Below are 5184 nucleotides of genomic sequence, written 5' to 3'. Positions count from 1 at the left end.
GCGGTTGAGTAATTTTAGCGAATTAAATATAGCAATCCTTGCTATATAAATCCACCGCCATTTTTCCCTTATTTAGGTACTGTTAAAAAATAAGCTCCCAATACACAATAATTAATGATCGATAAGGACACAAAACGGCTTACTAGATTAACTTCCATTTTAATTCAACTACAATGTAAGCGACTTCTAACAGCACATGAACTTGCTGAAAAATTTGGGATAAGTAAACGAACAATTTACAGGAAAATTAAAACATTGGAACAAGCGGGCGTTCCTATTTTGACCGATGACGGGAAAGGTTATACTTTGATGGAAGGTTACCGAATGCCTCCTGTTATGTTTACTGAAAATGAAGCCAATGCTTTGATTACTGCTGAGCAGTTGGTGCTAAAGAATAAAGACGCTTCATTAGTGAAAGATTATACAGATGCTATTCATAAAATAAAAGCTGTTTTACGGAATAATACAAAAGATAAAGCCAATTTACTTTCGGAAAGAGTCTTGTCTGGACAGAACTTTGAAAGCAGTCGTACCAGCAATAATCTATCGATTTTGCAATTAGCATTAACAAATTTTAATCTTGTTCAGATTCAGTATTATTCACCATATAATGATCAAATAACCGAACGAACCGTAGAACCTTTCACTATTTATACGACGCAAGAGAATTGGCTATTGATTGCTTTCTGTCGACTCCGCAAAGATTACAGATCGTTTCGACTTGATCGTATTAAGAGCTTACAAGTATTAAATGAAAGCTTTGAAAAGCATAAAATCACTTTTGAAGAATATATTGAGATGACTCTAAAAAAATGTGATTAACCCTTGCCATAGGGTTGTCACTGTGCTGCTTTATTTTTGTGGCATAATAAAAAATAAAGAACAAAATGAACAATCAAACCATTCAAAAATTTCAAGTAATTGGGATCTCAACTCGTACAATCAACACAAATGGACAATCTGCTATAGACATTGAAGCATTATGGAAAAAATTCTGGACTGAAGAAATTCAAAAACAAATTCCCAATACAATTAGTGATGAGATTTATGCCATTTATACAGATTATGAAACAGATTTTACCAGTGCATACACCACTATTATCGGCTTGCCTGTAAGTACGCTGTCCGTTATTCCTGATGGTTTCGTTGGTATAGAAATCGAGACCTGTACCTATCATAAAATTGTTTCAAAAGGTAAGATGCCTGAAGCTATCGGAAACACTTGGCTGGAAATATGGGCTGATAAGGAATTAGATTCGAAACGCGCTTATAAAGCTGATTTTACAATCCATGGTAAAAAATATTATCACGGAAATAATGCGGAAGTAGAAACCTATCTTTCTGTTTCTGAATAAATAAAAGCAATAGGCAGAACTTTAAATTCTGCCTAATAAATATTACTTAAAAATATCGGTTGAATAACCGATGGAAAGGGTATTGAAGAAAATAATGAGATGGGTCTGCTGGGTGACATATTTCTTCAATATCCTTTATCTAAAAATTCAATCAAAGCTCTTTTATGCGCCTTGGATCTGTAGTGGGAAATAAATGTGCTTTGAGGATAAAATAAGACAAAAAAAAGCAGAACGTTAAATCCTGCTTAATTGGTCTTACTAAAGTTTTAGCTTCCATCAATTCCATCCATTAATTTCCGAATATCTTCAAAACGATAATACATCAACCCACCGATCTTAGTATAAGGTAATGTTTCATTTAATCGGAGATTTTGAAGTGTACCTGCCGAAATCCCTAATAATTTGCGCACCTCATAGCTTTTCAACCATTCCTTTGGTTCTTCTGTTGATTTTCTAGGGTGTGAGGTATTTCTTCTAATTTCTTGCAAGATTTCCTTTTTAAAGTCTTCTAAATCTTCTCGTGTAATAAGCTCAACTTTCATCTGTTCTCTTTTTTATCATTTAAATTCAGTTCAATCACAAAGGCAGAAAACAAGTGTTTTATATTAAATCATGCCTTATGAATCCAAATGAACAAAACTTTTAAATTGAGCTTTATAATATGGCATCAGTTGGTAGTCTTTGGCTCTAAAAGGTAATTAACTATATAAATCAATTATTTGAAACCATTCTTTCTCTTAGATTTTGCATATCCTCACTCAGCTTATGTTCCACAACTTTGGCGTAAATCTGTGTAGTACGAATAGATGTGTGTCCGAGCATTTTACTTACTGATTCTATTGGCACGCCATTACTCAAAGTGACGGTTGTAGCAAATGTATGCCTTGCTAGGTGGAATGTAAAATTCTTGTCGATTCCACAAATTTCAGCAATCTCCTTCAAGTAACCATTCATACGCTGATTAGAAATAACTGGAAAAAGTCTACCTTTTCCAACCGATACGGGATGATCATCGTATTTTTTAATCAAGTGTACCGCCTCTGGTAAAAGAGGAACGCTAACCATTGTATTCGTTTTTTGTCGATTAGTCTTTAGCCAGTCACGACCATCTATTCCTTTAATTATATTGTCTTGGCTTAGATTAAATATATCAATGTAAGCAAGGCCTGTATAACAACTAAAGAGAAACATATCAAGCACAGCTTGTAATCTCTCAATTTTAAAGGTCTTTTCACTTAATACGTTTAACTCTTCTTTTGTGAGATGGCCTCGTTCTACTTTTTCGAAATGGAGCTTGTATTTTGAAAAAGGATCTTTTTCTAACCAGTCCATCATAACAGCCATATTAACTAATTTACGTAAGCGTTCTATATGTTTCATTGCACCATTGTTATTAAGAGATTTGTGATGATCCTCCGATTCATAAGTAATTAAAAAGTTCTCAAAATCAAGAATGAACTTATAATTGAGTTCATCCAACCTTATATCGTTTTTACGATATTGATGCTTTAGAAATTTTTTGAGATAACTTTCGGTCGTATAATAATTCTTCATGGTACCTGGTGCAAGTTTTGTAGTAGCAACTTGCTTATGGTACTCAGCAACCTTTAATAAAGTCATTGCTTCTTCAATGTCCTCACCAAGATACTTGGCTTTGACTGCATTTACGGAAACTGGCTTATTCTGCTGTATTAATTCTTGATAGCAATCAAAGATCAACGAGCGTACTTGTTCCATGTGGCTGTTCAATTTTACAATTTCTTCTCGTTTGCCCTTTGCTCTTCCTTTTGCTTCATCCCAATTATTAATTGACACTTTACTTTTTAAGGAAATTTCAGCTCTTCGACCATTCACTGTAATTCGTGCATAAACAACAGCCATCTCATCTTTCTTGTTTTTGGGTAACCGCAACACGAATTGAATCCCAAAGGTGTTTCTACTCTTCATATCCATTTATTTTAAGTTCGACAAATGCTCCTTAGTGCAGTTCTTTTGCCTCAACTATTTATGGGCTCACAGAAAAGAAGTCAAACAATAACAAATAGCATCAAAATAAATTAATAAATAGTTGATTCACAGTCTATTAAAAGCTATTCGGTGAGTAAATTTAAAACTTAAAAAGACTCACCGTTTTACTCACATTTACATTGATATTCTTTAGGATATTTTGATATGAAATAAAACAAAAAACCCTCAAATTCATAGAATTTGAGGGTTTTTGACCTTACTTGTAGTAAGCGTGGTCGGGGTGGCAGGATTCGAACCTACGACCTCCACATCCCAAATGTGGCGCGATACCGGGCTACGCTACACCCCGAAAAGGTATCACCTTTATTGATTGTGATGCAAATATACAGCGATTTATTTATTTGTCAAGACTTTTTTCAACTTTACCATTTAACAACCTGATTCATTGTTACATATTTTTTTCATGGAATTTTACTCCCATTAAATAAAAAATGCTTGACAATACGTTAGGAAGAATAAGATATATTTCATACCTTTGCACTCACCTTAGAAGTAAGGTAACTTTGTTAAGAAAACATTTTAAAAATTAAAATAAAAGCTGTAATATTGCATTCCGATTTTTACAGGATATAAATCGTTATATAATTACTCGAAATCATGGATTTAGTAAAATTTGTAGAAGAACAAGCGGTAGTAAAAAATGAACTTCCCGCTTTCAAAGCAGGAGATACCATCAGCGTGCATTATAAAATTCGCGAAGGAAACAAAGAGCGTGTTCAGGTGTATCAAGGTGTAGTTATCCAATTAAACAGCGAAGGTACTAACGCTACTTTTACCGTGCGTAAAATCTCAAACGGTATTGGTGTAGAACGTATTTTCCCTGTAAACTCTCCTAACATTGAAAAAATTGACGTAAACAGCGTAGGTAAAGTACGTCGCGCGAAATTATTTTATTTGCGTGGCCTTACTGGTAAAGCTGCTCGTATCAAATCTAAACGTATTTCTAAATAAGTTTAGACGTTCACGAGACGTTTCAAAACATAAAAAAGGATGTAACGCTGTTACATCCTTTTTTATTTCCTCAAAATCTAATGTTGAATTACCTAAATAATTCAGGTTTTGTCCCCATTATTGCATCAATCTTTGTTAACACTTCTGGAGTCAACAAAGGCAAAACCTCTAGTGCTTTTAGATTTTCGTTCAGCTGACTTTCTTTTGTAGCTCCCAAAATTGCGGTTGTTACATGGGGGTTGCTGACACACCAAGCTATAGACAATGCAGTTAAGCTTACACCTAATTCCTCAGCAAATTTTGCTAATTCCACGACTTTATCAAGTTTATCGTTTACAACAGATTTTTCCTTCAACCATTCATAACCTTCTAATGACATTCTCGAACCTTCTGGAATTCCGTTGTTATATTTTCCAGTCAACAAACCCGAAGCCAATGGACTCCAAATTGTCGTACCCATTCCTATATTTTGGAAAATTGATAAAAATTCCGCTTCCATTTTACGGCGATTGAATAAATTATATTCTGGTTGCTCTACCGCTGGACCTTCCAAGCCCAATTCCTTTGCGACCATATGCGCTTCCACAATTTCAGCCGCTGACCATTCACTCGTGCCCCAATACAAAATTTTACCTTGTTGAATAAGTGTATTCATCGTACGAACAACCTCTTCCATCGGCACATTTGGATCGGATCGATGGCAATAATACAAATCCAAATAATCGGTTTGCAGGCGTGTCAATGCCTCGTGACAAGCCTCCATCAAATGTTTGCGGATCATGTACAAAACCTGTGGAGTAGAAGAAAAATAATCGGATATTTGCATTATTATATTATTCAGATGCACGAT

Annotated in this window: 6 protein-coding genes and 1 tRNA gene; 3 read left to right on the top strand and 4 right to left on the bottom strand. The window is 34.6% G+C overall.

The window, feature by feature from the left end; genetic code table 11:
• The first annotated feature begins 114 nt into the window (after positions 1-114).
• Both GOQ16_RS16990 and GOQ16_RS16985 read left to right on the top strand, forming a co-directional pair.
• Positions 115-822 (top strand): helix-turn-helix transcriptional regulator, encoded by a 708-nt coding sequence (locus tag GOQ16_RS16990; protein ID WP_160070390.1) that lies wholly within the window; start codon positions 115-117, stop codon positions 820-822.
• A 65-nt stretch (positions 823-887) separates the two neighbouring features.
• The gene (locus GOQ16_RS16985; RefSeq protein WP_160070389.1) at positions 888-1355 is read left to right on the top strand and encodes a GyrI-like domain-containing protein; all 468 of its coding nucleotides are present in this window, start codon (positions 888-890) and stop codon (positions 1353-1355) included.
• A 266-nt stretch (positions 1356-1621) separates the two neighbouring features.
• Here GOQ16_RS16985 and GOQ16_RS16980 read toward each other — a convergent pair whose 3' ends face one another.
• From GOQ16_RS16980 to GOQ16_RS16970, 3 genes are all read right to left on the bottom strand, one after another.
• Positions 1622-1897, bottom strand: coding sequence for a helix-turn-helix domain-containing protein (locus tag GOQ16_RS16980; protein WP_160070388.1), 276 nt, complete (start codon positions 1895-1897; stop codon positions 1622-1624).
• A 169-nt stretch (positions 1898-2066) separates the two neighbouring features.
• Positions 2067-3302: a site-specific integrase gene (locus GOQ16_RS16975; protein WP_160070387.1), complete on the bottom strand. Its 1236-nt coding sequence runs from the start codon at positions 3300-3302 to the stop codon at positions 2067-2069.
• A gap of 293 nt (positions 3303-3595) precedes the next feature.
• Positions 3596-3672 (bottom strand) — tRNA-Pro (locus GOQ16_RS16970).
• 308 nt (positions 3673-3980) lie between these two features.
• Here GOQ16_RS16970 and rplS point away from each other — a divergent pair.
• Positions 3981-4334: a 50S ribosomal protein L19 gene (gene rplS, locus GOQ16_RS16965; protein ID WP_149913060.1), complete on the top strand. Its 354-nt coding sequence runs from the start codon at positions 3981-3983 to the stop codon at positions 4332-4334.
• Positions 4335-4422: 88 nt separating this feature from the next.
• Here the strand turns inward: rplS and GOQ16_RS16960 are convergent.
• Positions 4423-5184 (bottom strand): aldo/keto reductase (locus tag GOQ16_RS16960; RefSeq protein WP_160070386.1); only part of this gene is annotated, 762 nt, incomplete at its 5' end.

Origin of the sequence: Sphingobacterium bovisgrunnientis, assembly GCF_009829085.1 — a bacterium.
In the GTDB taxonomy this organism is placed as follows: Bacteria; Bacteroidota; Bacteroidia; order Sphingobacteriales; family Sphingobacteriaceae; genus Sphingobacterium; species Sphingobacterium bovisgrunnientis.
The sequence above is the reverse complement of the archived record's forward strand: the minus strand, read 5'-3'. Positions and strand labels throughout refer to the sequence as shown.

Excerpts from the sequence above, each read along its gene's own strand:
- GOQ16_RS16990 (WP_160070390.1), top strand. The coding sequence starts at position 115 with ATGATCGATAAGGACACAAAACGGCTTACTAGATTAACTTCCATTTTA.
- GOQ16_RS16985 (WP_160070389.1), top strand. The coding sequence starts at position 888 with ATGAACAATCAAACCATTCAAAAATTTCAAGTAATTGGGATCTCAACT.
- GOQ16_RS16980 (WP_160070388.1), bottom strand. The coding sequence starts at position 1,897 with ATGAAAGTTGAGCTTATTACACGAGAAGATTTAGAAGACTTTAAAAAG.
- GOQ16_RS16975 (WP_160070387.1), bottom strand. The coding sequence starts at position 3,302 with ATGAAGAGTAGAAACACCTTTGGGATTCAATTCGTGTTGCGGTTACCC.
- rplS (WP_149913060.1), top strand. The coding sequence starts at position 3,981 with ATGGATTTAGTAAAATTTGTAGAAGAACAAGCGGTAGTAAAAAATGAA.